At 66.8% G+C, this 26,077-nt stretch carries 29 protein-coding genes, 2 tRNA genes and 1 riboswitch; of the genes, 19 read left to right on the top strand and 12 right to left on the bottom strand.

The annotated features are described in order from the left end of the window. Positions 1-24: 24 nt before the first annotated feature. Entirely contained in the window at positions 25-1,401 is a 1,377-nt protein-coding gene (gene tig, locus Pph01_RS26990; RefSeq protein ID WP_204075967.1) for a trigger factor, read from the bottom strand. Positions 1,402-1,599: 198 nt separating this feature from the next. Further along, positions 1,600-2,466 carry a Sco1979 family transcriptional regulator gene (locus tag Pph01_RS26985; protein WP_308441923.1) on the bottom strand — a complete coding sequence of 289 codons (867 nt, stop codon included), beginning with the start codon at positions 2,464-2,466 and terminating at the stop codon, positions 1,600-1,602. A 332-nt stretch (positions 2,467-2,798) separates the two neighbouring features. Here Pph01_RS26985 and Pph01_RS26980 point away from each other — a divergent pair, with 332 nt between their 5' ends. The 4 genes from Pph01_RS26980 to Pph01_RS26965 all read left to right on the top strand — a co-directional run bounded on the left by Pph01_RS26980 (position 2,799) and on the right by Pph01_RS26965 (position 5,349). Next, a complete protein-coding gene (locus Pph01_RS26980; RefSeq protein WP_425570088.1) occupies positions 2,799-3,218 on the top strand; it encodes an ATP-binding protein in 420 nt (139 codons plus the stop codon). An 82-nt stretch (positions 3,219-3,300) separates the two neighbouring features. Next, positions 3,301-3,654 carry a VOC family protein gene (locus tag Pph01_RS26975; protein WP_204075964.1) on the top strand — a complete coding sequence of 118 codons (354 nt, stop codon included), beginning with the start codon at positions 3,301-3,303 and terminating at the stop codon, positions 3,652-3,654. 262 nt (positions 3,655-3,916) lie between these two features. After that, positions 3,917-4,396, top strand: a complete 480-nt coding sequence (locus Pph01_RS26970) for an ester cyclase (protein ID WP_239117042.1) — start codon at positions 3,917-3,919, stop codon at positions 4,394-4,396. A gap of 71 nt (positions 4,397-4,467) precedes the next feature. After that, positions 4,468-5,349 carry a helix-turn-helix domain-containing protein gene (locus Pph01_RS26965; RefSeq protein ID WP_204075962.1) on the top strand — a complete coding sequence of 294 codons (882 nt, stop codon included), beginning with the start codon at positions 4,468-4,470 and terminating at the stop codon, positions 5,347-5,349. Positions 5,350-5,509: 160 nt separating this feature from the next. Here Pph01_RS26965 and Pph01_RS26960 read toward each other — a convergent pair whose 3' ends face one another. Continuing rightward, entirely contained in the window at positions 5,510-6,118 is a 609-nt protein-coding gene (locus Pph01_RS26960; RefSeq protein ID WP_204075961.1) for a hypothetical protein, read from the bottom strand. Positions 6,119-6,651: 533 nt separating this feature from the next. Between Pph01_RS26960 and Pph01_RS26955 the strand changes: the two genes are divergently transcribed. Beyond that, the gene (locus tag Pph01_RS26955; protein ID WP_203942909.1) at positions 6,652-7,137 is read left to right on the top strand and encodes a nuclear transport factor 2 family protein; all 486 of its coding nucleotides are present in this window, start codon (positions 6,652-6,654) and stop codon (positions 7,135-7,137) included. Positions 7,138-7,815: 678 nt separating this feature from the next. After that, a complete protein-coding gene (locus Pph01_RS26950) occupies positions 7,816-8,058 on the top strand; it encodes a hypothetical protein (RefSeq protein ID WP_204075960.1) in 243 nt (80 codons plus the stop codon). Between the two features lie 173 nt (positions 8,059-8,231). Here the strand turns inward: Pph01_RS26950 and Pph01_RS26945 are convergent, their stop codons facing one another. Both Pph01_RS26945 and Pph01_RS26940 read right to left on the bottom strand, forming a co-directional pair. Then, the gene (locus Pph01_RS26945) at positions 8,232-8,816 is read right to left on the bottom strand and encodes a hypothetical protein (RefSeq protein WP_204075959.1); all 585 of its coding nucleotides are present in this window, start codon (positions 8,814-8,816) and stop codon (positions 8,232-8,234) included. Between the two features lie 527 nt (positions 8,817-9,343). Further along, positions 9,344-9,414 (bottom strand) — tRNA-Gly (locus Pph01_RS26940). Between the two features lie 89 nt (positions 9,415-9,503). Between Pph01_RS26940 and Pph01_RS26935 the strand changes: the two genes are divergently transcribed. Beyond that, positions 9,504-9,577: transfer RNA gene (locus Pph01_RS26935), tRNA-Pro, on the top strand. A 452-nt stretch (positions 9,578-10,029) separates the two neighbouring features. Here the strand turns inward: Pph01_RS26935 and Pph01_RS43735 are convergent. Then, positions 10,030-10,203 (bottom strand): hypothetical protein, encoded by a 174-nt coding sequence (locus Pph01_RS43735; protein ID WP_204075958.1) that lies wholly within the window; start codon positions 10,201-10,203, stop codon positions 10,030-10,032. A 330-nt stretch (positions 10,204-10,533) separates the two neighbouring features. Here Pph01_RS43735 and Pph01_RS26925 point away from each other — a divergent pair, with 330 nt between their 5' ends. Further along, complete coding sequence (locus tag Pph01_RS26925) at positions 10,534-11,094, top strand: hypothetical protein (RefSeq protein ID WP_204075957.1); 561 nt, start codon at positions 10,534-10,536, stop codon at positions 11,092-11,094. 117 nt (positions 11,095-11,211) lie between these two features. Here the strand turns inward: Pph01_RS26925 and Pph01_RS26920 are convergent, their stop codons facing one another. Then, complete coding sequence (locus Pph01_RS26920) at positions 11,212-11,577, bottom strand: helix-turn-helix transcriptional regulator (protein WP_239117041.1); 366 nt, start codon at positions 11,575-11,577, stop codon at positions 11,212-11,214. Between the two features lie 308 nt (positions 11,578-11,885). Between Pph01_RS26920 and Pph01_RS26915 the strand changes: the two genes are divergently transcribed. Together Pph01_RS26915 and Pph01_RS26910 are read left to right on the top strand one after the other, a co-directional pair. Beyond that, complete coding sequence (locus Pph01_RS26915) at positions 11,886-12,188, top strand: STAS domain-containing protein (protein WP_204075956.1); 303 nt, start codon at positions 11,886-11,888, stop codon at positions 12,186-12,188. Between the two features lie 240 nt (positions 12,189-12,428). Next, positions 12,429-13,322 (top strand): D-alanyl-D-alanine carboxypeptidase family protein, encoded by an 894-nt coding sequence (locus Pph01_RS26910; protein WP_204075955.1) that lies wholly within the window; start codon positions 12,429-12,431, stop codon positions 13,320-13,322. Positions 13,323-13,370: 48 nt separating this feature from the next. Here Pph01_RS26910 and Pph01_RS26905 read toward each other — a convergent pair whose 3' ends face one another. From Pph01_RS26905 to Pph01_RS26895, 3 genes are all read right to left on the bottom strand, one after another. Continuing rightward, entirely contained in the window at positions 13,371-14,198 is an 828-nt protein-coding gene (locus Pph01_RS26905; protein WP_204075954.1) for a helix-turn-helix transcriptional regulator, read from the bottom strand. Between the two features lie 171 nt (positions 14,199-14,369). Continuing rightward, complete coding sequence (locus Pph01_RS26900; RefSeq protein WP_204075953.1) at positions 14,370-14,945, bottom strand: dienelactone hydrolase family protein; 576 nt, start codon at positions 14,943-14,945, stop codon at positions 14,370-14,372. 448 nt (positions 14,946-15,393) lie between these two features. Next, positions 15,394-15,786 (bottom strand): VOC family protein, encoded by a 393-nt coding sequence (locus tag Pph01_RS26895; protein ID WP_204075952.1) that lies wholly within the window; start codon positions 15,784-15,786, stop codon positions 15,394-15,396. A 100-nt stretch (positions 15,787-15,886) separates the two neighbouring features. On the opposite strand from Pph01_RS26895, the gene Pph01_RS26890 reads away from it, so the two are divergent. The 3 genes from Pph01_RS26890 (at position 15,887) to Pph01_RS26880 (ending at position 18,960) form a co-directional block, all read left to right on the top strand. After that, complete coding sequence (locus tag Pph01_RS26890; protein ID WP_204075951.1) at positions 15,887-16,384, top strand: DUF2087 domain-containing protein; 498 nt, start codon at positions 15,887-15,889, stop codon at positions 16,382-16,384. A gap of 184 nt (positions 16,385-16,568) precedes the next feature. Next, positions 16,569-18,302, top strand: a complete 1,734-nt coding sequence (locus Pph01_RS26885) for an ATP-binding SpoIIE family protein phosphatase (RefSeq protein WP_239117040.1) — start codon at positions 16,569-16,571, stop codon at positions 18,300-18,302. A 91-nt stretch (positions 18,303-18,393) separates the two neighbouring features. Beyond that, positions 18,394-18,960, top strand: a complete 567-nt coding sequence (locus Pph01_RS26880) for a TIGR03086 family metal-binding protein (RefSeq protein ID WP_239117039.1) — start codon at positions 18,394-18,396, stop codon at positions 18,958-18,960. Positions 18,961-18,978: 18 nt separating this feature from the next. Here the strand turns inward: Pph01_RS26880 and Pph01_RS43730 are convergent, their stop codons facing one another. After that, a complete protein-coding gene (locus Pph01_RS43730; RefSeq protein ID WP_373315687.1) occupies positions 18,979-19,056 on the bottom strand; it encodes a 50S ribosomal protein bL37 in 78 nt (25 codons plus the stop codon). Positions 19,057-19,212: 156 nt separating this feature from the next. Here Pph01_RS43730 and Pph01_RS26875 point away from each other — a divergent pair, with 156 nt between their 5' ends. The 5 genes from Pph01_RS26875 (at position 19,213) to Pph01_RS26855 (ending at position 23,930) form a co-directional block, all read left to right on the top strand. After that, positions 19,213-20,016 (top strand): DeoR/GlpR family DNA-binding transcription regulator, encoded by an 804-nt coding sequence (locus tag Pph01_RS26875; protein ID WP_204075950.1) that lies wholly within the window; start codon positions 19,213-19,215, stop codon positions 20,014-20,016. Further along, positions 20,013-21,074: a galactose-1-phosphate uridylyltransferase gene (gene galT / locus Pph01_RS26870; protein ID WP_204075949.1), complete on the top strand. Its 1,062-nt coding sequence runs from the start codon at positions 20,013-20,015 to the stop codon at positions 21,072-21,074. The genes Pph01_RS26875 and galT overlap by 4 nt, the downstream gene beginning before the upstream one ends. A gap of 71 nt (positions 21,075-21,145) precedes the next feature. Beyond that, a riboswitch (cyclic di-AMP (ydaO/yuaA leader) is annotated at positions 21,146-21,283 on the top strand. Between the two features lie 55 nt (positions 21,284-21,338). Further along, on the top strand, positions 21,339-22,229 hold the full coding sequence (locus tag Pph01_RS26865) for a coiled-coil domain-containing protein (protein ID WP_239117038.1): 891 nt from the start codon (positions 21,339-21,341) through the stop codon (positions 22,227-22,229). Positions 22,230-22,422: 193 nt separating this feature from the next. Next, positions 22,423-23,361 (top strand): rhomboid family intramembrane serine protease, encoded by a 939-nt coding sequence (locus Pph01_RS26860; protein WP_204075948.1) that lies wholly within the window; start codon positions 22,423-22,425, stop codon positions 23,359-23,361. Positions 23,362-23,420: 59 nt separating this feature from the next. Beyond that, positions 23,421-23,930 (top strand): DinB family protein, encoded by a 510-nt coding sequence (locus Pph01_RS26855; protein WP_204075947.1) that lies wholly within the window; start codon positions 23,421-23,423, stop codon positions 23,928-23,930. Positions 23,931-23,966: 36 nt separating this feature from the next. Here Pph01_RS26855 and Pph01_RS26850 read toward each other — a convergent pair whose 3' ends face one another. Then, positions 23,967-25,271, bottom strand: coding sequence for a M50 family metallopeptidase (locus tag Pph01_RS26850; RefSeq protein ID WP_204075946.1), 1,305 nt, complete (start codon positions 25,269-25,271; stop codon positions 23,967-23,969). Positions 25,272-25,461: 190 nt separating this feature from the next. Between Pph01_RS26850 and Pph01_RS26845 the strand changes: the two genes are divergently transcribed. Further along, positions 25,462-26,067 (top strand): response regulator transcription factor, encoded by a 606-nt coding sequence (locus Pph01_RS26845; RefSeq protein WP_204075945.1) that lies wholly within the window; start codon positions 25,462-25,464, stop codon positions 26,065-26,067. The last annotated feature ends 10 nt before the right edge of the window (positions 26,068-26,077 follow it).

Genomic DNA, 26,077 nt, shown 5'->3' with positions numbered 1-26,077 from the left:
CGGACGTCCTGCGGAGGCCGGTGATCAGGCCTCCGCCGGCTCCTCCTGCTCCGCGGCCTGGTTCTTGGCCTGGTCCGCGTCGAGCTCGGCGTAGATGGCCTTGAGGTCGATCTCGTTGCCCTCGCCGTCGGTCACCTTGGCGGCGTCCCCGACCACGGTCTTGGCCTTGTCCCTGACGATCTCCATCATGGCCAGCGTGAGCTGGTCGTTGTCGGCCAGGTGCTGGGCCAGCGTGTTCGGGGCGACGCCCATCTGCATGGCGCGGCGGACGACGAAGTCGGTGAGCTCCTGCTCGTTGACGTTGATGTCCTCGGCCTTCACGATCTTGTCGAGGACGAACCCGGTCTTCAGCGCCCTCGCGGACGTCTCCTCGAACTCCGCGAACTGGTCGTCCTCGGTGGTCTGGTAGAGCCGGAAGTACGCCTCGCGGCTGAGCCCGCTGTCGGCGATCTGGTGCTCGAGGTTGTGCTTGCGAGCGTCGATCTCCGCCTTGAGCGCGCTGTCGGGCAGCGGGATGTCGATCTGGCCGAGCAGATTCTCGAGGGCCTTGTCGCGGGCCTGCATGACCTGCTCGATGAGCTTGTTGCGGCGCGCCTGCTCGCTGATGCTGGCCTTCAGCTCGTCCAGGGTGTCGAACTCGCTGGCCAGCTGGGCGAACTCGTCGTCGAGCTCGGGCAGGACCTTCTCCTTGACCGACTTGACGTTGATGATCACGTCGGCCTCCTCGCCGGCGTTCTCACCGCCGACCAGGGTGGTGCGGAAGGTCTTCTCGTCGTCGGCGGCCATGCCCTCGAGGGCGTCGTCGAGGCCCTGGAGCACCGAGCCGGCGCCCACCTCGTAGGACACGTCGGCGGCCTGCTGCTCGTCGAGGTTCCGGCCGTCGATCTCGGCGCGCAGGTCCATCACGACGTAGTCGCCGCTGCCTGCGGGCCGCTCGACGCCCGTCAGCGTGGCGAAGCGCTGGCGCAGCGCGTCGATCTGCGTGTCGATGTCCTCGTCGGTCACCTCGACGGCGTCGACGACGACCTCCAGGCCGTCGTAGTCAGGCACGTCGAAGTTCGGGCGGACGTCGACCTCGGCCGTGAACTCGACCTGCTCGCCGTCCTCGATCTTGGTGACTTCGATCTCGGGCTGCGCCACGGGAAAGACGTCGCTCTCGTCGACGGCCTGGCCGTACAGCTTGGGCAGGGCGTCGTTCAGGGTCTCCTCGAGAACCACCGCGCGGCCGAAGCGCTGCTCGATGATCCGGGCCGGCACCTTGCCGGGGCGGAAGCCGGGGACGCGGACCTGCTGCGCGACCTTCTTGTATGCAGCCTGCAGGCTCGGCTCGAGCTCCTTGAACGGCACCTCGACGGTGAGCCTGACCCGAGTAGGGCTGAGCTCCTCGACAGCGGTCTTCACGGGGTGGTCTCCTTGATCCAGCATCTGGTGATCGCGGGCGCGTCGTGCACGGCAACCGCGGCACTTAACGCGCGCCGCGCCCACGTGAGCGGCACAGGAAGCACCGTCGCCATCGCGCACGCCTTGGGCATGCTGCAGTGTGGCGGCTGTCCAGCGCCAAGGGCAGTCTAGAACAGACAGATGCCCTGGAGCGACTGATCAGAGATCCGTCATGATCTGCTCGAGCAGGTCCACCGTCTCCACGGGGGTCGTGCTGACCGCGCACAGCCGCTCCATGACCTCGCTGTAGCGATCCACCTCATCGCGTTTGTCGAGATAGAGGGCGCTCGCGAGCTGCTCCACGTAGACGATGTCGGGGAGTTCCGGGTCGCCGAATCTCAGGATGCTGAAGGCGCCGCCCTCCGCGGCGTGTCCTCCGTAGCTGAACGGCATGACCTGGATCGTGATGTTGGGCTGGTTCATCAGGTCGATGAGGTGCTGGATCTGACCGCGCATGACCTCGACGCCGCCGATCGGCCGGCGCAGGGCCGCCTCGTCGATCACCGCCCAGAACCTCGGGCTGCTGTCCCCGTCGAGGACGCGCTGGCGCTCAAGCCGCAGGTCGACCCGCCGGGAGATCTCCTCGGGCGCGGCGCCCACGGCACCCGCCGTGATGACCGCCCGGGCGTACTCCTTGGTCTGCAGCAGGCCCGGGACGAACTGGACCTCATAGGTGCGGATGCGCTGGGCCGCCTCCTCCAGGCCGACGTAGGCCTGGAACCAGGAGGGCAGCAGGTCGCTGAACCGGTACCACCAGCCGGGCTCGTTGGCCTTCTCCACGAGGTCCATGACGACCGTCCGAGTCTCCTCGTCCTCGACTCCGTAGAGGCTGAGCAGGTCGGACACGTCGCGCCCCTTGAAGCCGACCCGGCCGAGCTCCATCCGGCTGATCTTGGATTCGGAACAGCGGATCGTCTGACCCGCCTCGTCTCGGGTGATGCCCTTGTTCTCGCGGAGCCGGCGAAGTTGCGATCCCAGGAGGATGCGGAGCGCCGTCGGGCCCGATCCAGGCTGGATCTGCATCACGGCGCCTCCCTCTCGACTCGGCCCTCTGCGTCCAAAGGGAAGTCCCGCACGACACCCCCAGCCCACACAGTGTCACCACTTCTGGCCATGATGACAAGGTCTGATCTCCGTGTCCTATTTACTCGCCAGTACGCCTGCACGCACTTGCACGCGCCAGCTGCACGTGCATTTGGGTCTTGCAGCGAGGCTCGTCAGTGATCCATGATGACTTGGTGCATATTGGGCCAAACATGCACCATCCTCGGAACTGACCAGCGGGAGGTACGGGCAGCATGCCGGATAAGCCCGAATCCGCCGGACAGTTGACCCGCGAAGTGGGCTTCGGTCGATTCATCCAGTCCGCAGCGGACTCCGAGACCACAACCTGCTTACTCCGGCCCCAGGCCGACTCCGTGAAGACCGCCCGGGACGTCACCAGGTCGACACTCGCGCAGTGGGGCTTCGCGGAGTTGAGCGACGACGCGGCCCTGGTCGTCTCCGAGCTCGTGACCAACGCGGTTCGTTACTCTCTGTATCCGGCGCTCAGGCCGGACGAGCACCCGATAACCCTGATACTGGTGCACATCTCCCCCCACGTACTGCTCGCGGTGTCGGACCCGAGCGACGAGGTCCCCTGCCCCAAGGAGCCCGACTTCATCTCGGAGAACGGCCGCGGGCTCTACATCGTCGAGACCTACAGCCAGGCGTGGGGCTGGGACGCGCTCGACCACGGCGGCAAGGCCGTCTGGGCTCTCTTCCGCGCCACCGGCTGATCCTCCCTTTCCCGCGCGTACGCGACGACTCCTCTTACTTGATGAAGTATCTTTACATCAAGATATAAAGAGGGGTGTCCGGGTGCTGCACCACGTTCAGTTGGCCTGTCCCGCCGGAAGCGAACCCGCCCTCAGGGCCTTCTACGGAGGCGTCCTCGGTCTGGCCGAGATTCCCAAGCCTCCTGTGCTCGCCGCGCGTGGCGGTTGCTGGTTCCGCGGCCACGGCATCGAGCTCCATCTGGGCGTCGAAGCCGACTTCCGTCCCGCCCGGAAGGCGCATCCCGGTCTCCTGGTCCGCGACATCGACCGCTGGGCCGGGCGGCTGCGCGATGCCGGGTACGCCGTCGTCTTCGACGACGACTTTCCGGGAATGCGCCGTTTCTACAGCGCGGACCCTCACGGCAACCGTCTGGAGTTCCTCGAACCGCTCGACTGACGGTCGCCTGCTCATCGAGCTGGGATGACGCCCGGCCGCCCTTTCGCGGCCGTCCGGGCCGGCGCCGGGCGGCGCTCACGCAGAGTGCGACAGCGATCCTCACACCGTGGTCGCCCTTTACCTCGTTGGCCTCGACATGGGCCGATCGGGAAGCCTCGGCATGTTCCATGGCGTGCACGCGACACCGTCGTGATCAGCGGCTGATGACTCGCGGGGTAAACAGAAGTGAAGTCGATGTTCCGACCATCGGAGGGTCGTGGTCATGTCTAGTCCCTGGGGCGTCAAGCACCAGTTGGCCGATGCGATCAACGCTCACGACGTGAATCGGGCGCTCGAGTACTTCAGCCCGGACGCCGTCGTCGTCTCGCCGTCGGGCGTGGCTGAGGGGCGTGAGCAGATCGCCTGGCTGTACGAGCAGCTGTTCAAGGGGTTCCCGGACTTCACCCTGACGACGTGGAACGAGGTATCCGACACCGACGCTCCCATGGTCGCGGAGTGGGTGGCCACCGGCACCCATACGGGACCCTTCCTGCTGCCGGACGGGAGCGAACTGGAAGGAACCGGTCGCCGCATCACCATCCGCGGAGCCTGCGCCTCGTTCGTCGAGAACGGCAGGATCACCACACACCGGGAATACTTCGATCAGCTGGAGATGTACACCCAGCTCGGCTTGGGCCTGGCCCGCGTCGAACAGGCGCCGTCGTCGTACCGGGAAGAGTTGGCGCCGCACACCGTCTCCTGACCTTCCGTCCCCCGCCCGCCGGTTGTTGCGTTTTGCGCGCTCTTGACTTGACTTTTCCTACTATGCGCGACATGAGAAGTCGTCTGGGTCAGTTTCTGCGCGCTCGACGCCAACTCACGACCATCGATCAGGTGGGGCTCGCGTACACGGGTGATCGCCGTAAGACGCCCGGCCTCCGCCGCGAGGAGGTGGCGATGCTGGCCGGTGTCAGTTGCGACTACTACACGCGACTCGAGCAGGGCCGGGAGCTCAGTCCGTCGGACCAGGTGCTGGACGCCCTCGCACGGGCTCTTCAACTTAATCCCGAGGCCGCCCACCACCTTCACGCTCTCGCACACTCGACATGCGATCGCCGGCGTCCCGAGAGTACGGACCGGGTTCATCCGGACGTGTTGCGACTCCTCGACAGCTGGAGCGACAAACCGGCGCTCGTGGTCAATCAACTGCTGGACGTGCTGGCCCAGAACTCGTTGATCGGCGCCTTCCACGACGGCCTGGCGCACGCCGACAACATCATGCGCCTGACCTTTCTGGAGCCCAGGATTCGCGAGTTGTGGGTGAACTGGGAGGAGCAGGCCAGATCCAGGGTGGCTCATCTGCGCTCCGAGACGGGGAAGGACCCGGGCTCGGCCCTCGTCGAACTGGTCGAGGAGCTCTCACGCGAAAGCGAGGACTTTCGTCGCATATGGGCTAAATGCGAAGTATGGACTGATACTGGCTACCCCATATACGTGCACCACTCGGGGGTCGGCGACCTGACCATTCGCTATCAGTCGTTCACCGTCGAGAGCGCTCCGAGCCAGAGACTCGTCGTCTTCCAGACCGAGCCGGGCAGCCCGTCCGAGCAGGCCCTCTCGCGGCTGAGAGCGATCCATGCACGGCCCGACCGGGCGGCTCATGGGAGCACGCCGAAGAAACATGACGAAGTACGGACGATCCGCAACTTCCGGTGAACATCACGAAGGCCAGGCTTCCCGTACGGGATGGCCTGGCCTTTCACGCTGAGAGCGGACGACGGGAATCGAACCCGCGTAGCCAGTTTGGAAGACTTCGGGCCGCACTCGCGTGACCTGCTGATGCGCAGGTCAGTAGGCCTATGACACTGACCCCGAGTCAGGACACGACTTCGGCGTCCTGCGGCAGGCCGAAAGTTCTGCGCGCCTCCGCATAGATTTCCTTTTCCAGGTCCGACCCGGCGCCCTCAAGCCCTATTGCCCGGGGCGCGCCTTCCGGCGAGAACAAAGCGCGCGTCGAAGACTCGTACCCGGCACCGTCTGTCGGCTCGTCGACGTGCTGCACGATGAAGCGTCCGTTCACCGACTGCATCGTCAAGAGCAGCGGTCCGCCATAGCCGGTACCGACGACGAGCGTGTGTCCCGAGCGGGCCAGTTCTTCGCACCAGGCAATGAGTCCGACCAGAAGCTGAGGATCTTTCCGGCGAACCTCTATGAGGTCCTCGTGGCAGAACATCCGGGGATGCAAGGCCGGCTTTTCATTGACCAGATAGCCGTATTCGCTGCGAGCGGGGTCTGTCTCCAGAAAGTGGTCAGCCGCGTCCATGAGTGCCGTACGCGTCGAAGAGTCGACCGAGATGACCTGTTCTTGGGCTGTGCCCGCCAAATCCGATCCGGACAACCGCGGGACCAGCAAAACTCCTCCGGCGACCGCGAGAGCCAGGACGACGGTCGCCCACGCCAGGGGTCGTCTGTTCAGGCGCCTCACTGGTCTCCCTCAGGAATCATGGAAGCTGTCCGCCGTAATGCTAGCTTTCGACCGGTCCGTCAACCCATGTCGCCGAACAGCGCACGTCCGTCTAGGGCGGGTCACTCGTCCCCTCGGGCGGCGCTGATCCACCTGCACGCCTCCCAGGATCGCGATCAGGCCATCACCAAGGCAGTCGGTCAAGCATTCACGGAGGCTGACAAGCTCAAGATCAAAAAACTTAATGTGGCACGTGCGTGGCACGGAAGATCTTAAAGAGCGGGCGGAGATCACGAAGGCCAGGCTTCCTGTACGGGATGACCTGGCCTTTCACGTTGAGAGCGGACGACGGGAATCGAACCCGCGTAGCCAGTTTGGAAGGTTTCGGTACGCGATCGTCTAGCCTGCTGCGACGCTGGTCACGCGCCTAATCGTTTCGCTCATGGCTTTCCGTGGCTTGCCGTGAGTCACCGTGCTGACGGGCACGCGACGGGCACGGGCAAGAGGCGCCGGTGCGGGTAGTTGTCGAGGTGGAAATCGATAAGGTGAGGTCCATGGATTCCCGAGCCGATCCGGACGGCGGCGATGGTCACAGTAGCCCGCGTGACGTGTTTCTCCGCCTGGTGAATGGGGTCTGTGAAGGGCCGTACGAAAATTTGGCCGACCTCTATGCCGAACAGACCCATGTCACCCACCCGTTTCACCCGCTCAACCCGCCGCCGCTGCTGAGCCGTAGCGAACTGCACGAGCACTTCACCGCGCCGCCGCCGTTTGCCCGGACGCTGAACCGTAAGCCGGTCAACATCATCATCCACGACACCGCTGATCCGGAGGTGATCGTCGCCGAGTTCGCTTACCAGGGGCACGTGGACGAGACAGGAGAGGCGTTCACCGTGCCCTGTGTCTTCGTTCTCCGTATTCGCGACGGGCTCATCGTCGAGTCTCGCGATTACATCGATCACATTGCCAGCGCACGGGCATGGGGCCAGCTCGAAAGCCTCCTGACCGCGCTGCGCCCATCGAGCGACGTCGACCGCTGAAAGGCAGTTGCTGGTGATCGCGGGATCGCGCGCTTGGTCTCCGGCCGAACCAGACGCTGGCCGAGGTCGTGCCTCGCTCGGCGCAGCCGTTCACCGCAACCTTGGTCCGCACCATCTTCGACCAGCCCGACGCCGCCTCCGAGATTCTGTTGGTGTTGACGTCTTTGCCCGCGAGTTAAAGACCCCGGCTCGCTGGTACGAACCGGGGTCTCCAGGGTGCCTAGTGCTGGGGCCGGCCTAGCGGGCCGATTTGGTTGTGGTTCACCTCGTTCATATACGAGGCGGGCCACCCGCGATTACGTTGTGGTTCACCACGTTGTGGTTCACCTCGTTCATGGTCGAGGCGCTGGAGGGCGAAGCGGGTCCGAATACCGCTACGAGTAAGGCGAACGGTAGAGCCAGACGAAGCGCGGTCGAGACGAGTCGGCGCATGAGCATTCCCCCATCTGCTTGTCGTGGGTAGCCCCAATAGACGGCCATTAGAGATCGTCAGGGGGACCGGTAGGATCATCCGTCGCATGTTTCCGGCGGTCAAGGTCGCGTATGACCGAATTTGCCCTCTCTGCGAACCTGGCCGAGTCGTCTCGCGGCTGCTCTACAACTACACCTGGCGGGGAAATCTGGATGCCTTCAACGACATTCTCCGAGGGGGGTTCGGGACGCCCGAGAACGGGTGGGGTGCTGCGGTGGCTCAACTCTGGCTCATCTCAGGCCGCGCTCGGCTACGAAGCGACAACCCTATGGCTGGAGGGGCTTCTCCTCACCTGCCATCCGTCGAAGCGTTCGAATATCGAGGCCAGGATCAGCAGCGCGCGGCGCAGCGAGGGTCCGACCCTGTTCGACGATGTCGTCGAAATCATCCGCGACCACGGCCCAGGCGGTAACGAGTCCGAAGACGGCGTCCTCTTGGAGTTGGTCTAGTTACTGGGCGGCGCGGATCCCACGGCTGACGGACCGTACCTTGTCGAGGCGCAGCGACACCCGCTCATCGGCCATGAGCGGACGTATGCCGCTCCCGCTGCCAAGAGCTTCAGCCCGAGCCGTCAGGGCGCACCTGATCTTGACGTCTTGGCCGTTAGCAGTGGCAGAGGTTCTCAACTCCAGGCGCGATTGCGGCTGGGCAGCCATGGCCCAAACAGCGACCCATACTCCTCACCAGTTTCGACGGTGAGGAGAAAGTCAGGTGTAGTGCCGGCCACCGCGTCACGCAGGCGCGCCAGCAGCAGCGGGACAGTCGCCAGGTCCAACGACAGTGCTATCGCGAGTTGGACGCGCTGAGCACCAAGCTCCGGTTGGTCTCTCAGCTCGTCGTGCTCCAGGTGCTCCGCAGCGGCGTGCATAGTCACCAGATCTCCGCCGTCGGAAAACTTAAGGCAGTCCCGCCAGGACGGTAGCCCGATCATGACCTCCAGCGCTTCGGCAAGGCTATGGCCGATAAGTCCGGCCTCCCCTTCGGAGCTGGCATACAAGACCGGACGGATCGAGCGGCGTTCACCGCAGAGGAAGAACGTGCCGCCAGTGAAGTCTCCTGCTACGGCCTCCAGGGCATGCCCAGACGAGAGCCGAACAGGTTCGCCATGATCACCACGCGAGAGGTCAAACTCGCAGACCTCCCACAGCAGTTCGGCGAGACCTTGATCTTGGCGAACCATCTCCAGGATCTCGTCATCGCTCTTCATATGGCGGAACGCTAGCAGTCAGCCTGGTCCGCTATCCCGTCGCACTGCGCCCTCGACATCCGCTCATCGGTAGAAGAGGAAGTGTCGCCAGTCTCGCCGTGATCATGTAAAGCATCAGCCGAGGTAAGACAGGGCTGGACGGGGTTCGTTCACTTCGTCAGACGACCTTGATCCCGTTGTGTTGACGCACAGCGGGTTTGCCGTCATGCAGGGCGTCAAGCACGCGGACAGCTTTCATGATCTCCGGCATGTGGGCAACACCCTCGCAGCAGCCAACGGAGCAAGCCTCAAGAGCTGATGACCCGGATGGGACACGCCTCCACACGGGCGGCGCTGATCTATCAGCACGCGACCCAGGACCGGGACAGGGCCATCGCTCAGGCATTCGGGGAAGCTTTCAAGGTTGCGCTGGACGGGAACAAAGACGAGCCATCGGGCACGCAACGGGCACGGAAGATTTATTAGATCGTGCGGAGACCACAAAGGCCAGGCTCCCCGGGTGGGGTGACCTGGCCTTTCGTTGTGAGAGCGGACGACGGGAATCGAACCCGCGTAGCCAGTTTGGAAGACTGGGGCTCTACCATTGAGCTACGTCCGCGCACGCCGGTCTTCATCTGGTTTAGACTTCATCCGGTCGTCAGGGCGTAAGCGTACCGGAGTATCCGAGCGCTCGCGTAACCGACGAGACGGGGCGTGGCGCAGCTTGGTAGCGCGCTTGCTTTGGGAGCAAGAAGTCGCAGGTTCAAATCCTGTCGCCCCGACTCTCTGAACAGCAGGAAGGCCACTCTCCAAGATCGGGAGTGGCCTTCTGCGTGACTAACTGGGTGACCACGGCTCAGGGTCATCCCCGAAGATGCGGTCCACGGCCATTACTCCCCCTTGCAGGACCGGCCGGATCTGCTTCCGGTACACCGCTTCCGTGACGGCTGTAAAGCGCGCATGCCCGTGCCCTCCGCAGCCTTGAGCAGGGCAGCGGCCTGGACGAGGGTCAGCGCCTTCGACGGCCGGCCATGTCTCCCCGCTGGTACCGCGCACAGCTGAACCACATTCCGCTTGACCTTGTCGCGCGCCATCGCCCGCTTGACCGCTCGATCCAGACAGGATCGAAGGACCTGCAAGGTACGGGTGCTGAGCGTCTTGGCCTTTTCCGCCAGCCACTTGTCCACGTCGTCTGCAGTCAAATCGCGCAGATTCCGAGCACCCAGGGCGGGAATCACATGAGCTCGGTCCGCGCCCAGGAAACCGAGCGGGTAACCGGGCGGTTCCCTGGGCGGTGAGAACCGTCATCCCTGCCGGTGCCGCCGGAGAGCCTGTCCTTGCCGGGCCCGCCATACAGCTTGTCGTTGCCGCTGCCAAGATCGGCGAAGCTCTCTGGGCCACCCGCCAATCCTCATGGGGAGCGGTTCTCGGGCGAGGAGAGACACGACCCGCAACCTGCTCACCGAACCGGTCGGAGGGGGCCTCAGTTCCGTTCTGGTTCCGTCCGAGGCCGTAAAGCGCCGGAAGTCGACAAGGGACGTTGAGGGCTGTATTGCCTGGTCAAAGAGATGATCATCTCTGAAAGGGCGGCGCTGCAAGCGGATTCGCGGCGGAGCGGTTCCCTCGCCGACCCTTTCGCCCTGGTTCTCCATCCACCCAAAGGCGGATGGTGTCTTTGCGTGCCAGCCGAGGTGTCTAAACTGAAGATCAACTTTTAGGCACGAACGGGGGAACCACAGTGATCGATCGTCTGCCGCGTGCCGCGACAACATTCTTGGCGTTACTGGCCCTTGGCGCCTGCTCCACGCCAGCGCCACCCGCAAACCCGCTGCTGAAGGACCCGGCCCAGTGGCCGCTGATCAAGCTGAAGGGTCTAACCGACAACCCGGGGCTACCCGACGAGGCGGAGCGAGCCCTGGCACAGATCAAGGTCGGTTCCTACGACATGCTTGCGTGGATTAACTCCTCCGGCCTGTGCGGGCTGTCCAGCGCCGAGTGGAGTGTCCACACCGATGTGAGCATGTACGTCGACCTGACCAAGTCCGAGGGGCACTTGGAGCGGCCAGAGGGATTCTCGGGACCGGTGGAGCCGGCGGCGAGCAGTGCCTACAGCACCAAGGTGTACCTGTTCTGCACCCCCACCAGGATGCTGATCAGGATATCTGGAGAGACGTCGCAGCCTCATGTCTCCGGTGACGCGGTCGCGCAGCTTGTCAATGATGGGCTCAACGCCGTCGTCGGCTCAATGGAAGCTCAGATTGAGTCGCTGTCCCATCCGACCGTGACCCGGGGCGGATAGGGGTGGCGATGGCCGCTCTCACCGGGGAGGAGAGGTGCAACCCCGCTCCGTCTCCATGTCTGCGCAGCGCGAGAAGATCTCCGAAACTGTTGGCGGCTTAGAACATAAAATCCCAGCTCAGGTTGTCGTGGACGGGGACAACGGCCTCGCCTCCAGGTCGTGCTCGGCAAACAGATCCAGAAGAACGCCAATGGGCAGATCCGCTTCAGTTGGATAGCGGAAGCGCTGGTCAGGATTGATCTCGTAGCGGTTGCGGCGCCCCACCTTGGAGCGAGTCAGATAACCGGCCTCCCGTAGGTCGGTCACGATGCCCTGCACCGCCCGCTCGGTGATGCCGATGGCATCCGCGATGTCTCGGAGTCGCGCTTCCGGGTCGCGAGCGATCTCCAGCAGGACCCGGGCGTGATGGGTCAGGAAGGTCCACGAGGACGAACGGGCATCGGGGCTATCCGCGGCCATGTCACACCTCTCGGCCAACAGCATGAGTCGCTACCTGTGGAACGTCCACGATATCCGATCAACGATTCCCGAAGAAAGATACCGGAAGCATCTTTCGGATATGTTTGTTCTGGTGTTAGAGTGAGGCCGCCAAAGTCAGCCAGGGCGTGGCCGTGGAAGCGCCAGCGGGTCACGTGCCGGTCGTGCAGCGTCTACCCGTCCAGGACAGTTCACAGAGTCGTGGCGACGTGCGGAACCCAACCGTCAGCGACATGGGCTCGGGGGCATCGGTGACTACGAACCGTGAAGACTCCATACCAAACGGCCGGGGTGCCTCCGACCGAGTCGACGCCGTGCTCTACCTCGATCGTTACCTCCGCGTCACCTACAGCCCACGCACGGGCCTCATCCGGCTGGTCGGCGAACTGGACGCTAGCAACGCCCCAGCCGTCGCCGAGACTCTGGCGCACGCCAAACGAAGCGAGAACGTCCTAGTCATCGACACCGCCCAGCTCGACTTCATCGATCTCGCCGGCCTGCGCATGCTGATCCGCCTATGCTCCGACGGCTCGGCTCGACTGAGCGCCATGCCGCCCCGCATGCTTCGCCTGATCCACCTTCTGGACCAGGCGCATACGCTGCGCGCCGCCGAGTGAGTGCCTAACTGAGTGAGACCACGGCTCCGGGTTCCGATCAAAGAGCTGATCCATCACGGGAGCCCTCGTTCGCACGGTCATGGGCGCCGCCATGGCCCTGTCCGACGCCCCTCAGGCAGAGGCGCTGTCGTCGCTCGCCACCCTTGGCGCTGTCGCTGATACGCGATTGATACACGGTCAAGCGTGCGCGGAGACACGGTCACGGCCAGACGAACACGTCGATGACGCAACGTGTGCCGCATGCGACGTTCCTTGATGTTCCTCCTGTTGGCGGGTGCCTTGTCCGGCTGCGCCGGCGCGCCGTACGTCACCGGAGCCGCTGTGCCCGACGTGCCCCTGTCCTGGCCGAGCGAAGGGCAGGCGGCGGTCGAGGTGGAGGGTGTGGGCAGCCTGGGCGTCAGCGGGGAGCAGACCCCGGTGCCCATCGCCAGCGTGACCAAGGTCATGACCGCCTACGTCATCCTGAGCCGCCACCCGCTGCGATCCGGCGACGACGGCCCGCTGATCAAGGTGGACCATATCGCCGCCAACGAGTCCTACCTGCCGCAGGAGTCCACCGTTCCGCTCCAGGAGGACCGGCGAATACCCCTGCGTCGCATGCTGGAACTGATGCTGGTGCCCTCGGGCAACAACGTGGCCCGCCTCCTGGCCCGCTGGGACGCCGGTTCCCAGGAGCGCTTCGTCGAGCGGATGAACGCCGCCGCCGACCGCCTGGGCATGACGCACACCAGGTACACAGGCGCCAGCGGCAATGAGGACAGCACCGTCAGCACTGCGGCCGACCAGCTCAAACTGGCCAAGCAGGCGATCCGCGACCCGGTCTTCGCCGAGGTGGTCGCCCAGGCCGACACCGCCGTCCCCGGCGAGGTGAGAAGGTTTCCCAACACCAACACGCTGCTGAACCGGCACGGCGTCATCGGCATCAAGACCGGTTCCGGCACCGCCGCGGGCGGCAACCTGATGTGGGCCTCCCGTGTGGGGCGCCACCTGGTGCTCGGGGTGATCCTCGGCCAGGCGGCGGGCACGAACCCGACCGCCGGCCTGGCGGCGGTGCTCGAGACGGGCGAGAAGTTGAGCGCCTCGGTCGAGCAGTGGCTGTCCACGGAGGAAGCGGCCGGTCAGGCCGGTCAATAGGCGGCAGTGCCCTTCATCCCAGGACCGTCACGGCTCACCCAGGGCGAGTCATCTGCCCTTGAGGTGGATGCCGCGCAGCTCGGCCAGAGCGCGCTCGGACCTGGTGCCCGGCTCGGCCTCGAACATGAGGATCTGCTGGCTGGGGGCGCTCGCGATGGTGAAGATGTGATAGCCGAACAGGAGATCACCGACGTCGCGGTGGCGAAAGCGGATGGTCGCGCTGGTCACGGGGCGTACGTCGTGACGAGCCCACATCCGGCGGAACTCCTCACTTTCGAGCGAGAGCTCCTCGATCAGCTCGACGAGCGCAGGATCGTGGAGGTCCGACCCGGCTGCGGCGCGCAGATGAGCCACCTTGACCAATGAATGCTCTTCCCAATCCGGGTAGAAGTCGGGCGCGGCGGGATTGAGGAAGGACAGCCGGAGCAGGTTGTCGGCGTGCTCCATCCCTTGGTAGATGGCCTCAGCCAGCGAATTCCTGGCCAGCACGTCGAATCGGCCGTTCATGACGAGCGCTGATACGTGTTCGCAGCCCTTCACGAACCGCAGCACGCCCGGGTTGACCACGTCCACCTGGTCGACGGGCACCCGCGTGCGTGGCCGGCCGCGCGCGAGTTCGTAGAGGTGCTCGGTGGCCTCGGCGTCGAGCATGAGGGCTTCCGCCACAGACAAGAGCACCTGATCGGACGGATGGCGTTCTCTGCCCTGTTCCAGCCGGGTGTAGTAGTCGACGCTCACTCCGGCCAGCAGCGCCACCTCGGTGCGGCGCAACCCCGACGTCCGACGGCGGCCCACCTGTGGCAGTCCGACCTGGTCGGGGGTTGTGATCGAACGCCTGGCGCGGAGGAATTCGCCCAGTAGATTCCCGCCATTCATATGGACAAGTTACAAACACCCTCATCAAGGATCAGGGGTGTGATACACCCACGAAATTCTTGCGCTCTTGCCTGCGCCCGATCATCCAGGTGCGCCGTGTCCGGCGGTCTCCGGCATGCTCCGGCGTGAGTGCCCCGCAATTTTCCGGGATCGGGGCGGCCTTCCGCGTGGCTACCGTGCGCCGAGGAACGCGAGCACCCGCTTGATCAGGAGTGTCGTGGCGTCCGCGTCGTAGTCCGCCAGCGAGTTGTCACTGAAGAGGTGCCGGCCGCCGGCATAGAGGTACAACTCCCCGGCGTCGGCCTCGTCGACGAGCGCCCGGGCTGCGTCGATGTCGCCCTCATCGACGAAGGACGGGTCGGCGTCCATCGCGTGCACCTGGACCGGTACGCCGGCCGGCCAGGCGGAACTGAACTCCGACACGGGGACGCAGCCGTGGAAGAGCAGCGCACCGCGCGCACCGGCCGTGGTCTGCGCGAGCTTCTGGGCCGGGAGCACACCAAGGGAGAAGCCGCCGTAGACCAGGTCGCCGGGCAGTCCCTCGACGGCCCGGAGACCGCGCTCGAGCACCTCGCCGAAGCCGATCTCCCGGGCATGGGCGACCCCCTCGTCGACGGTGGCGAAGGTGCGGCCGTCGTACATGTCGGGCGTGTGCACGGTGTGCCCGGCCTGGCGCAACGCGTCGGCGAACGCGACGACGCCCGGGGTCAGCCCCAGCGCGTGGTGGAAGAGCACTACTTCAGCCATGCCTGCACTCCTGCTTCTCTGTGCACCTGCCGGATGATCCGGATTTCCGCGAACGGTCCGACGATGCCGAGCGATCGGCCGGGATGACAAATCCCCCGGGCGGGAAGCGATCGTGTCAGGTCGGCCCTCGTAGATCCTCCATCGCGGCTGGCCTCGGCGCATGGAGAACGGGGGAAACGCCGAGCCCGACTTACGCCCTCATTCGTCGTCGTGACCCCAGATCTCGACCGCGCCGCCACGGCCATGCACCGGGCGGCGCGCCGCTTCTTCCTCATCACCGAGCACGGCCGCGCGCTCAGGGACTGGGAGTGGAACGTCTCCGACGCCTACACGCCCAACCACGTCTCTCCCATCCGCCTCACCGAGGCCGGCCCGGCCCGTCGAAGGCGGCGGGGCGGGCGGCGAGGTGACGGCGCTGCGGTTCGACGTCCTCCGCCCCTGACGGGAGTCAGCCGTCCAGGACGTGGGTGCGGGTGAGGAACTCGATGGCGTGCCCGTCGGGGTCGTCGACGTAGACGCCTCGCCCCTGGTCCCGATGGTTGATCTCACCCGGGCCGCGGTGCGCGTGTTCCGCCCAGTGGGGCATGCCCCGATCGACGATCCGGCCGAAGATCTCGTCGAACTCCTCCTCGGAGACGAGGAGGGCGAGGTGCTGCATGATGATCCGGTCTCCGGGGACGAGCGAGTCGGCGTAGTCCACCGTCACCCCGTTGGCGAGCGGGACCGCGGCGAACGGCCCGACCTCCCTCGGTTCCGCGGCGCCGATCAGTTCCGTCAGGAACCGCGCGGAGGCGAAACGGTCTCTGCTGTGCACGATCGTGTGGTCGAGTTGTGCTGGCACGGGGACCTCCACTGGTCCGAACTGGCCTTTCATCTGACTGTACAAAGGGCCGCGGCGACTCCGGGCGGCGCGGTCGGGTGGAAGAAAGTACGGTGGACCAATGATCGAAAAAGACGTCTCGCGCGTGTTCGGTCTCCTCGGGCAGGACGACACGTTGCGGGTCTTCGCCGGTCTCGTGTTACGCCCCGGGGACCCGTCCGACAAGGTGACCGGGCTCGCTCCCGAGGCGGCCGAGCGGGCGCTGACCCGGCTGGCCCGCGGGGGCCTCGCCGTACAGGACGAGGACGGCTGGCGAGCCGACCCGGAGGTGTTCCGGAACCTGCTCCGCGCGACTCCCAAGGAGCCGGCGAGCCCGCTCGACACCTTCCTCGTCGACGGGCGGTTGGTCTCCCTTCCGGTCAAGCGCGCGAAGAGGCTGATCGTGCTGGACTACGTTGCACGCGTCTTCGAGCCGGGCGTCCGCTACTCCGAGAAAGAGGTCAACGTCGCGCTCCGCGCGTTCCACGACGACTACGCCGCACTGCGGCGGTACCTCGTCGACGAGGCCTTCCTCAGCCGCGAGAACAACGTCTACTGGCGCAGCGGCGGCACCGTCTGAGGCCTTCGCCAGGCACGGGGCGGCGATCCGGCATCGCAATATCTGGCATATTGCTCATTAATGGCGAATGCAGGAAATCGCCGCACATGTAAGGCAATCTCCGTCCGACTTCCGAGATTGCTGAAATGTCACGTATCACCTCCATACGATTCGGGATACCGACTGTTTCCCGCCGGAGTAACGATTGAACCGGAACTGCGTCATCAAGGCGCCCGCCCCGGAAGACCGGGTCGAGTGGCGCCGCAGCAGCGCCGCGTCCGCGCACGAGCGACTCGCCTTCCTCAACGAGGCCAGCCGCAGGATCGGCAGCACGCTCGACCTCGCGGAGACCAGCCGCGAACTCGTGGACGTGGCCGTCCCGCGATTCGCCGACACGGCGGCGCTCATGGTGCAGGAACGGCTGATGATCGACGGCGAGCTGCCCTCCCGTCCGATCGATAGCACCACGCTCTTCCGCCGGGTCGCGCTCGGAGTGGCCAGTGACGATCCGGAGGCGTGGCTGCGCGCCTTCCCGATCGACGAGATCACGTCGTATCCCCCGGCGCTGCCCCACGCCCAGTGCATGACGTCCGGCCGACCCCTGATGTATCCCGTCCTCGACAGGTACAGCGCCCGGCTGATCGGCTCCAGCATCGAGCGGGAGGAGTCGGTCGCCGGCCTGCTCACCGAGTCCTCATTCCTCGCCGTGCCGCTCAAGGCCCGGGGCCGGGTGCTCGGGTGCGTAGTGTTCAGCCGGAGGCCGGGCAGCCGTCCGTTCGAGGAGCAGGACGTCGCGGTGGCGGAGGAGCTCGCCGCCAGGACGGCCGTGTGCGTCGACAACGCGCGGCTCTACACCCGCGAGCGGCGTACGGCGCTGACCCTGCAGAGCAGCCTGCTGCCCGCCGACCTCGCCCAGCCGCTCGGCATGGACGTCGCCTCGCGTTACCTGCCGGCCAGCGACCTGATGGGGGTGGGCGGCGACTGGTACGACGTGATCCCGTTGCCGGGCTGCCGCTCCGCGCTGGTCGTCGGCGACGTCATGGGGCACGGCACGCGGGCGGCGGCCACCATGGGCCAGCTGCGCACGGCCGCCCGTACGCTGGCGAGCCTCGACCTGCCGCCCGACGAGGTGCTCTTCCGGCTCAACCTGATGAGCCAGGACCTCGACCCCACACAAATCGCCACCTGCGTGTACGCCGTCTACGACCCGGTCACGCGCACGTGCGCCTTCTCCCGGGCCGGTCACGTCCCGCCGGTGCTCATCCATCCCGACCGGTCGACCGAGATCATCGAGCTGCCTTCGGGGCTCCCACTCGGCATCGGGAGCGACCCCCTGGAGATGCGCGAACTCGTCCTGCCCGCCGGCAGCATCCTCGCCCTCTACACCGACGGCCTGGTGGAGAGCAGGGACCGCGACATCGACGCGGGGATCATGGCCCTGCGCCGCCTCCTGGCGGGACCCGCCGAGGATCTCGAGGACATGTGCGATGTGACGATCAGCAGCCAGCGCCCCGGCCACGAACGGGACGACATCGCTCTGCTGCTGGCCCGGGTGCGTGAGCTCGACCCCGACGAGGTGGCGACCTGCCCGTTGCCGGCCGACCCCCGGTTCGTCGCGCACGCGCGCCGTTTCGTCCGGGCCACGTTGTCCTCCTGGGGCCTGACCGGCCTGATCGACACCAGCGAGCTCATCGTCAGCGAGCTGGTGACCAACGCGCTCAAACACGGCTGGCCGCCGATCGAGCTGCGCCTGCTGCGCGGCAGGACGCTGGTGTGCGAGGTCGCCGACGGATCGCCGACCAACCCCGCCCCGCGCGCGTCCACCCCCGACGACGACACCGGTCGCGGGCTCCAGCTGGTCAAACGGTTCGCCTGGCGCTGGGGCACACGTCCCACGTTGTACGGAAAGATCGTCTGGGTGGAGCAGCGCATCCACTGACGCGGCGGTTCGTCCTTAGAAGACCGTGTACGACCTGATCGTCCGGAAGAGTTACGGTCGTAGGAGAGCTCCTGGGCGAGGAGGGGACATCATGATCGACATCCGGGACGCGTACCGCCGTGCGCTGGACGGCTTCGGGAACCGGCTCCAACTCGTCCGGGACGAGCAGTGGGAGCTCTCCACCCCCTGCGTGGACTGGGATGTCCGGGCACTGGTCAACCACATGGTGAACGAGAACCTCTGGGCGCCCGACCTGCTCGCCGGCCGCACGATCGCCGAAGTGAGCGACACCTACGAACGCGACGTCCTCGGCGACGACGCGATCAAGGCGTTCGAGGTGTCGGCGCAGGGCGCCGTCCAGGCGGTGTACACCGAAGGCGCCCTGACCGCGGTGACCCACCTGTCGTTCGGCGACGTGCCCGGTGAGGAGTACATCACCGAGCTGTTCGCGGACGCGTTGATCCACACCTGGGACCTGGCCCGCGCGATCGGCGCGCGGGAGCGACTCGATCCCGAGCTCGTCGCCACCTGCTCCGAATGGTTCGCCCGGGCGAATGAGGGTTACCGCCAGACGGGAGTCATCGGGGACCACCGGGACGTGCCGGAGGACGCGGATCCGCAGACCCGGCTGCTGGCCGCGTGGGGCAGAACAGGCTGAACCGGCACGCCCGGGTGCTCAACGCCCCGTGGGGCGCTTCCCGTGGTTGGCCTTCTTCTTCTTGCGTGCCTTGGACTTGCGCTGCCGCTTTCCCATGACGCGTCGCCTTCCTGCCGGGACGGCTTCCGCCCTCCACCATCCTCCGGGCGGGCGCGCAGGACAAGCGTGCGATTCTCCTCGTCTCACCATGACTCAACATGCAAGCCGTGCATATATGCCATAATTTGTTGGAATCTGTTGATTGGAGAGGTGATGCTGGCCCAGCAGCGGCAACAGGCCATCCTGGAGCGGATCCGCAGGACGGGCGGCGCGCGCGTCGCGGAGCTGGTGCTGGATCTCGGCGTCTCCGACATGACGATCCGGCGCGACCTCGAGGTGCTCGCGGATCGCGGGCTCATCGAGAAGGTCCACGGCGGCGCCACGGCGACCGGCGCGGGGTCCACCGAGGAGCCCGGCTTCGCGGCCAAGTCCGTACGGCAACGCTCCGAGAAGGAGGCCATCGCCCGGCGGGCGGCGCAGTTCGTCCGGCCCGGCAGCGCGGTGGCGCTCTCGGCGGGCACGACGACCTGGACGCTGGCCCACCACCTGGTCGATGTGCCGGATCTGACCGTCATCACCAATTCAGTACGGATCGCGGACGTCTTCCACCGGGCGGCCCGGGGCGACCAGACCGTCGTGCTGACCGGCGGCGTCCGCACGCCGTCGGACGCCCTGGTCGGGCCGGTGGCCGTCGCGGCCGTCCGGTCCCTGAACGTCGACACCCTCATGCTGGGCGTCCACGGGATGGGCGCCAGGGCGGGGTTCACCACCCCCAACCTGCTCGAGGCGGAGACCGACCGGGCGCTGGTCGAGGCCGCGCATCAGCTCATCGTGCTGGCCGACCACACCAAATGGGGCACCGTCGGCATCAGCACGATCGCCGAGCTCTCCCGCGCCCATGTGGTGATCAGTGACAACGGTCTGTCTGAGGACGCCATCGAGCAGCTGTCGGAGCACGCCGGCGAGCTGATCATGGTGGACCCGGCGGCCGACGACGATATGGGAGCAGTTCTGTGAAGCGCACCATCACCCACCTCGCGGACGGCCGGGAGCTGATCTACTTCGATCGCCGCGACGACGCCGACCACAGCGCGATCGACCAGCGCGATCTTCCTCCGCGGCCGCTGGCGTCCGAACTTCGCTACGACCCGCTGATGGACGAGTGGGTGGCGGTCGCGAGGCACCGGCAGACCCGGACCCACCTGCCGTCCGCCGACGAGTGCCCGCTGTGCCCGGCCAAGCCGTGGTCGGAGATCCCCTCCCAGTACGACGTGGCGGTGTTCGAGAACCGCTTCCCCTCGTTCAGCTTCGATCTCGGCGAATACGAGCAGGTGGGCGGGCTCAGCCAGGTGCGGCCGGGGGTCGGCCGCTGCGAGGTGGTCTGCTTCACCTCCGACCACAACGCGTCCTTCGGCTCTCTCAGCGACGACCAGGTCGGGCTGGTCATGGAGGCCTGGACGGACCGCACGGCCGAACTGTCCTCGCTCCCGGGCGTCGAGCAGGTCTTCTGCTTCGAGAACCGGGGCCCCGAGATCGGCATCACGCTCCCGCATCCCCACGGGCAGATCTACGCCTACCCGTACGTGACCCCCCGGACGAAGCAGATGCTCGGCGCCGCCGCCCGGCACACGGGCGGCAACCTGTTCGCCGACGTGCTGAGCGCCGAGCGCGGCGGTCCCCGGGTGGTCGCGGCCAACGAGCACTGGACGGCCTTCGTCCCGGCCGCCGCGCGGTATCCCTTCGAGGTCCACCTCTATCCGCACCGGCAGGTGCCGGACATCCCCGCCCTGAGCTCCGAGGAGCGCGCGGCGTTCGCACCGCTGTACACCAGCGTGCTGCGCCGCCTGGACGGCCTGTTCGGCGTGGCCATGCCGTACATCTCGGCCTGGCACCAGGCGCCGGTCTCCTTCGGGCGCGACCTGGCCTACCTGCATCTCCAGCTGTTCAGCATCCGGCGGGCCCCGAACAAGCTGAAGTACCTCGCGGGCTCGGAGTCGGCGATGGGCGGCTTCGTCAACGACATCCTTCCTGAGGAAGCAGCCCGGATGCTGCGAGATGCCCAGATAACGAGTTGATCTCCGAATTATTCCAACTTTAGCTAGCTAAGAGGCTTTCTTTACCACTACTATCCATCGCACCGGCTGACTCAGCCGGTGCGCCTAATCCCGGGCGCCTCGCCCGGGAACCGGGGACCCATCTCGCACATGGGGTGAAGGCACTCACATGCCCGGGCCGCTCCAGCCCGAACCCGTCAGCTAACCCGGTCGGCAGATGGAGAGGAGTGGGCGCTGCCCCGCGTATTCCCCCTGGTCACCGGGATCCTCGTTTCAGGCGTGCTCGTGTTCGCCACATCGACCGCGAGCCAGGCCGCACCCAAACCCAGCGAGGGACAGCTCAAGAAGCAGCTGTCCGCACTGGAGAAGCAGGTCAACGGCCTGATCGCCGACTACAACGCCACTCGGGTCGAGCTGGCCAAGGCCAAGAAGACCGAGAAGACCGCACGCGACCGGCTCGCGGCCACCCAGGGCGACTTCGAGACCGCGAGCAGAGAGGTCGGCCAGCTCGCCGGGGTCCGCTACCAGACCAGCGGCGCGATCATGGTTCCCGACCCGTCGGGCTCCGCGGTGCTGGCTCAGCTGCAGGCGGAGCAGGTCGCCGTGATCAACCGCTTCTCGCAGACCGAGGTGGATCGCCGGCAGGCCGCCGACGCGGCGAAGGCGCTCACGGCGCAACTCACGGCCCAGTCGGCCAAGGTGACCGCGCAGCGCAAGGACGCCGAGAAACTCATCGGCCAGATCAAGGACAAGCTCGACGCGCTGATCCCCCTCGCCCCCGGGAGGCTCGCCAACGGCTCCTGGGCCCCGGAGCTGCCGAGCGGCGCCGACAACATCACTCCCCGGATGCGGCTGATGAAGAGCGAGGTCGAAAAGCACTTCGACCTGCGTTACCCGGTCGGCTGCTACCGCAGCGAGAGCAGCGGCGAGCATCCGCTCGGCCGCGCCTGCGACTTCATGATGAGCTCGGGCGGCTCGATGCCGACCGCCGACATGAAGGCCCTCGGCGACAGCCTCGCCGCGTGGGCCATCAAGAACGGCCCCAGGCTGGGCGTCATGTACGTGATCTGGCGGCAGCGCATCTACAACCTCGGCAGCCCCGGCTGGCGGAGCATGGCCGACCGCGGCGGGACCACCGCCAACCACTACGACCACGTTCACATCTCGATGCACTGAACGTCCCACCGACCATCTGTCCCACCCCCACGATCACGCGGGTGTGCGAGCCCAGCCCCCGCGGCCCGCACGCCCGCGTGATCACCCCCTCGTTCACGTCTTGTGATCTTCCAGAGGCCGTTTCCGGGCCACCGGCCCGATACCCTCGCTGCGCCCGCCACGCCCCCAGGCCCCGCACGAGGTGAGAACGCACATGGAAGACCAGGTTTCGGCACCCGAGCAGGCCGAGGCCCCCGCCTGCTACCGGCATCCCAAGAAGGAGACCTACGTCCGGTGCACCAGGTGTGACCGGCGCATCTGCCCCGACTGCATGCGGGACGCGGCCGTGGGCTTCCAGTGCGTCGAGTGCGTGCGTGAGGGCAACAAGTCCGTACGGCAGGCCCGCACGGTGTTCGGCGGCAAGGTGTCCGCCGTTCCCGCCGTGACCTACGCCCTGATCACGGTGAACGTGCTGGCCTACCTCGCCGAGCTGGCCTTCCCCTGGATCGTCGGCCGGCTCGACAACCTGGGCGTCGGCCTCCTGGGCCCGGACGGCCGGTACTACCTCTACGAGCAGGAGTTCGTCCGCCTCCACGGGAACGGCTCCGGCCTCCAGCCCGTCGGCATCGCCTTCGGGGAGTGGTACCGCCTCCTCACCTCGGCGTTCCTGCACCTGCCGCCGACCCAGGGAACCTTCGCGATCCTCCATGTCGTGTTCAACATGTACTGGCTCTGGACCCTGGGCCGGGTGGTCGAGGAGGTGCTCGGCAGGCTGCGGTTCATCGCGCTCTACCTGGTGTCGGGGCTGGGCGGCTCGGCGCTCGCCTACCTGATCTCGCCGGACCAGGCCGCGCTCGGCGCCTCCGGCGCGGTCTTCGGGCTCGCCGTTGCGTACTTCGTCTTCAGCAGGCGGCTCAACCACGACCCGGCCGGCGCGACCCGGCTCATCGTGACGTTCCTCATCTGGATGGTCCTCTCCGCCGGGATCTCCTCCTGGGAGGGACACCTGGGCGGCTTGCTCGCCGGCGGCGCGGTCGCGCTCTGCCTGGCCCACCTGCCGCGCAACCGGCATCTCGTCGGCGTCGGCGCCGTGCCGGCTCTGCTGGCCGTCCTGGTGGTGCTGAAGACGTCGCAGCTCACCGGCGTCGTGTGACGACTCGTCGGCGGGAAATCGACATGACATCCGCCGTGCCGTCACGGCAGGATCCAGGCATGACGGAAACCCGAATCGATCCCCCCGCGGTCGCGAACGAGCGCGAGATGCTGACCTCCTGGCTCGACTGGCACCGCGAGACCCTCGCGGTCAAGTGCGCAGGACTGACCGAGGACCAGTTGCGCCTGCGCGCGGTGGCCCCGTCGACGTTGTCGCTGCTCGGGCTGGTCCGCCACATGGCCGACGTCGAGCGGACCTGGTTCCGCAGGAGGCTGAACGGCGAGGACATCGAGTCCCTCTTCTCCAGCCTCGAGGACCCCGACGGGGACTTCGACAACGTCGACACCGCCTCCGCCGACGAGGCGTTCGCCGCCTGGCGGGCCGAGGTGCGGGCCGCGCGGGAGGTCACCGCGGCCTACCCCGATCTCGACACGCTCGCCAAGCGCGAGGCGCGCGGCGTCACGGTCTCCCACCGCTGGATCCTCGTCCACCTGATCGAGGAGTACGCGCGGCACAACGGCCACGCGGACATCCTCCGCGAGCAGATCGACGGCGTCACCGGGGAGTAACCCCCGCCGAAAGGCGATGAACCAGGCCGGCGCGGGTCAGCCCGAGATGCGAATCGGGTTGACCAGGTCGGCGTAGATGAGCAGGCCGCCCATGACGAGCAGCACCGCCGCCATCGCGTAGGTCAGCGGCAGGGCCTTGGCCACGTCGACGTACCCCGGGCTGGGCCGACGCCGTACCCGGGCGATGCCCCGCTTGAGGCCCTCCCAGAGCCCGCCGAGGATGTGCCCTCCGTCGAGCGGCAGCAACGGGATGAGGTTGAACATCCCGACGGCGAGGTTGAGCCCCGCGAGCAGGTTGATGAAGATAATGATCTTGTTTTCGGCGGACAGGTCCGACGTGGCGATCTCCCCGCCGATGCGCCCCGCGCCGACGATGCCGATGGGCCCGTTGGGATCGCGCTTCTCACCCGAGAAGGCCGCCTGCCAGACGCCCACCATCTTCTTCGGGATGTTGACCATCGCCGCCGCGGTGGTCTCGGTGAGGTCCCACATCCGGCCGACCACATAGCCGGGACCCGGCCTCTCGAGAACGCTGACCGGCGACACACCGAGGAAGCCCACGTTCTTCTGGATCTTGGAGGGGTCGTCCGGCGTCGGCATGTCCTGCGCGATGAGGTTCACGCCGACAGCCAGCGTCTTGCCGGCCCGCTCGATGCCCAGCGTGGTCGCTCCGGCGCCGAGGTCGCGGATGCGCTGCGTCGTCTCGTCCCAGGACTTCACCGCGGCTCCGCCGACCGACACGATGCGGTCGCCGGGACGCAGCCCCGCCTGGGCCGCGGGAGTGGCCGGGTCGCCCGGCCGGCAGTCCCGCTTGTCCACCTCCGTCGTCGGCATGACGCATCTCGACACCGTCGCCACGACGGGCTGGGGCATCTGCACGCCGAACCCGATGAACACGACCGCGAACAGCAGGAACGCGAGGACGAAGTTCATCGCCGGGCCGCCGAACATGATGATCGTCTTCTGCCACCACGGCTTGCGGTAGAAGACCCGGTCCTCGTCGCCGGGGCGGATCTCCTCCGACGCCACGGCCCGCGCGTTCTCGATGAGGCCCTGCCACGGGCCGGTCGAGACACTGCGCAGCTTGGTCGGATCGTCGTTCGGGCGGGGCGGCAACATGCCGACCATCCGGATGTAGCCCCCGATGGGGAGCCACTTCACGCCGTATTCGGTCTCGCCGCGCCTGCGCGACCACATCGTCGGCCCGAAGCCGACCATGTACTGCGTGACCCGCACCTTGAAGATCTTGGCGGGGACGAGATGGCCGATCTCATGCAGCCCGATCGAGAGCAGCAGACCGACGAAGACGATCACGAACCCGGCCAAGGAGAGCAGGATCATCGGCGCGTCCCCTCGAGTCGGAGATGGTGCCCTGCCAGACGTCGCACCATTCGAGGGTAGCCCACGACATCGCCTGCCGAGCCGAGCCGGCCACGGTTCCGGTTGCGGGAGGCTGACCGGAACGGGACACTTCGTTGACAGTATGCATCCATTCGATCACCCTGTGAGAGACCGCGCAGAGGGGAGCGTCTTGATCCGGATCCTGGTTGCCGAACACCTTCCATTGGTACGGCGAGGCCTGGTGGCGTCGCTCGACGGCGAAAGTGATCTCGAGGTGGTGGCGGACGTCGGCTCCGCCGAGGACGTCGTCCCGGCGGCCCTCGACCTCCAGCCCGACGCCGCGGTCATCGATGTCGATCTGCCGGGGGTCGACGGGCTCAGCGCGGCCGCGCGGCTGGGTGAGAAGGTCCCCCGCTGCCGGGTCATGATCCTGTCCGGCCAGCCCAATCCCGGCCACGTGAAGAGGGCCTTCGCCGCGGGCGTCCTCGGTTACATGAGCATCCAGGTGGCGCCGGAACAGCTCGCCCACGGGATCCGCCGGATCAGCTCGGGGCACCGGGTGGTCGACCCCGACCTGGCCGTCGCCGCGATCGAGGCCGCGGACAACCCGCTGACCCCGCGCGAACTCGACGTCCTGCGCCTGGCCGCGGGCGGGGCCCGGTCGAAGGAGATGGCCGACCAGCTCGGGCTGTCGGTGGGGACGGTCCGCAACCACCTGTCCCGGGTCATCTGCAAGACCGGGGCACGCAACCGCGTCGACGCCGTCCGGATCGCCGCCGACGCGGGCTGGTTGTAGGCCCCGGCTC

The sequence above is a fragment of the Planotetraspora phitsanulokensis genome, from assembly GCF_016863295.1.
Taxonomy (GTDB): Bacteria; Actinomycetota; Actinomycetes; order Streptosporangiales; family Streptosporangiaceae; genus Planotetraspora; species Planotetraspora phitsanulokensis.
The sequence above is the reverse complement of the archived record's forward strand: the minus strand, read 5'-3'. Positions and strand labels throughout refer to the sequence as shown.

Excerpts from the sequence above, each read along its gene's own strand:
- Pph01_RS26970 (WP_239117042.1), top strand. The coding sequence starts at position 3,917 with ATGTCTAGTCCCTGGGGCGTCAAGCACCAGTTGGCCGATGCGATCAAC.
- Pph01_RS26965 (WP_204075962.1), top strand. The coding sequence starts at position 4,468 with ATGAGAAGTCGTCTGGGTCAGTTTCTGCGCGCTCGACGCCAACTCACG.
- Pph01_RS26955 (WP_203942909.1), top strand. The coding sequence starts at position 6,652 with ATGGATTCCCGAGCCGATCCGGACGGCGGCGATGGTCACAGTAGCCCG.
- Pph01_RS26945 (WP_204075959.1), bottom strand. The coding sequence starts at position 8,816 with ATGAAGAGCGATGACGAGATCCTGGAGATGGTTCGCCAAGATCAAGGT.
- Pph01_RS26920 (WP_239117041.1), bottom strand. The coding sequence starts at position 11,577 with ATGCTGTTGGCCGAGAGGTGTGACATGGCCGCGGATAGCCCCGATGCC.
- Pph01_RS26910 (WP_204075955.1), top strand. The coding sequence starts at position 12,429 with ATGCGACGTTCCTTGATGTTCCTCCTGTTGGCGGGTGCCTTGTCCGGC.
- Pph01_RS26905 (WP_204075954.1), bottom strand. The coding sequence starts at position 14,198 with ATGAATGGCGGGAATCTACTGGGCGAATTCCTCCGCGCCAGGCGTTCG.
- Pph01_RS26900 (WP_204075953.1), bottom strand. The coding sequence starts at position 14,945 with ATGGCTGAAGTAGTGCTCTTCCACCACGCGCTGGGGCTGACCCCGGGC.
- Pph01_RS26890 (WP_204075951.1), top strand. The coding sequence starts at position 15,887 with ATGATCGAAAAAGACGTCTCGCGCGTGTTCGGTCTCCTCGGGCAGGAC.
- Pph01_RS26880 (WP_239117039.1), top strand. The coding sequence starts at position 18,394 with ATGATCGACATCCGGGACGCGTACCGCCGTGCGCTGGACGGCTTCGGG.
- Pph01_RS43730 (WP_373315687.1), bottom strand. The coding sequence starts at position 19,056 with ATGGGAAAGCGGCAGCGCAAGTCCAAGGCACGCAAGAAGAAGAAGGCC.
- Pph01_RS26875 (WP_204075950.1), top strand. The coding sequence starts at position 19,213 with ATGCTGGCCCAGCAGCGGCAACAGGCCATCCTGGAGCGGATCCGCAGG.
- Pph01_RS26860 (WP_204075948.1), top strand. The coding sequence starts at position 22,423 with ATGGAAGACCAGGTTTCGGCACCCGAGCAGGCCGAGGCCCCCGCCTGC.
- Pph01_RS26855 (WP_204075947.1), top strand. The coding sequence starts at position 23,421 with ATGACGGAAACCCGAATCGATCCCCCCGCGGTCGCGAACGAGCGCGAG.
- Pph01_RS26850 (WP_204075946.1), bottom strand. The coding sequence starts at position 25,271 with ATGATCCTGCTCTCCTTGGCCGGGTTCGTGATCGTCTTCGTCGGTCTG.